We start from the raw sequence: 713 nt of genomic DNA on the forward strand, positions 1-713 counted from the left end.
CCCCGGCCGACTTCGTCCGCGGCCGCTACGGCTCGCGCGGCCTGTCGGTGGTGGTGGCGCTCACCGGCATCCTGGCCACCATGCCGTACATCGCGCTCCAACTGGTCGGCATCCAGGCCGTGCTGGACACCCTCGGGGTCGGCGGCAGCGGCAACTGGTTCCTCCAGGACCTGCCGCTGTTCATCGCCTTCGGCGTACTGGCCGCGTACACCTACTCCTCCGGCCTGCGGGCCCCGGCGCTGATCGCGTTCGTCAAGGACGCGCTGATCTACATCGTGATCGCGGTCGCGGTGATCTACATCCCGACCCGGCTGGGCGGGTTCGGCCACATCTTCGACGCCGCGCAGCACAAGTTCGCCACCCCCGGTGCCAACGGCAAGCCCAGCGGTTCGCTGGTGGTCGGGCCGACCGGCCAGTGGGCGTACGCGACGCTGGCGTTCGGCTCGGCGCTGGCGCTGTTCATGTACCCGCACTCGGTGACCGGCGTGCTGGCGTCGAAGTCCCGCAACACGGTGCGCCGGAACATGGCGATCATGCCCGCGTACTCGCTGATGCTGGGCCTGCTGGCGCTGCTGGGCTTCATGGCGATCGCGGCCGGGATCGGCAAGGGCACCAAGGGCTTCAACAGCCAGTTGGCGGTGCCGCAGCTGTTCGCCGACATGTTCCCGTCCTGGTTCACCGGGGTGGCGTTCGCGGCGATCGGCATCGGGGCG

The 713-nt window shown here is 69.8% G+C and carries 1 pseudogene; it reads left to right on the forward strand.

Features of this window, described 5'->3' with window-relative positions:
- A pseudogene (locus tag ABD345_RS40015) lies at positions 1–713 on the forward strand (sodium:solute symporter); the annotation flags it as partial.

This window comes from Kitasatospora saccharophila (genome assembly GCF_039529925.1).
Lineage (GTDB): Bacteria > Actinomycetota > Actinomycetes > Streptomycetales > Streptomycetaceae > Kitasatospora > Kitasatospora saccharophila.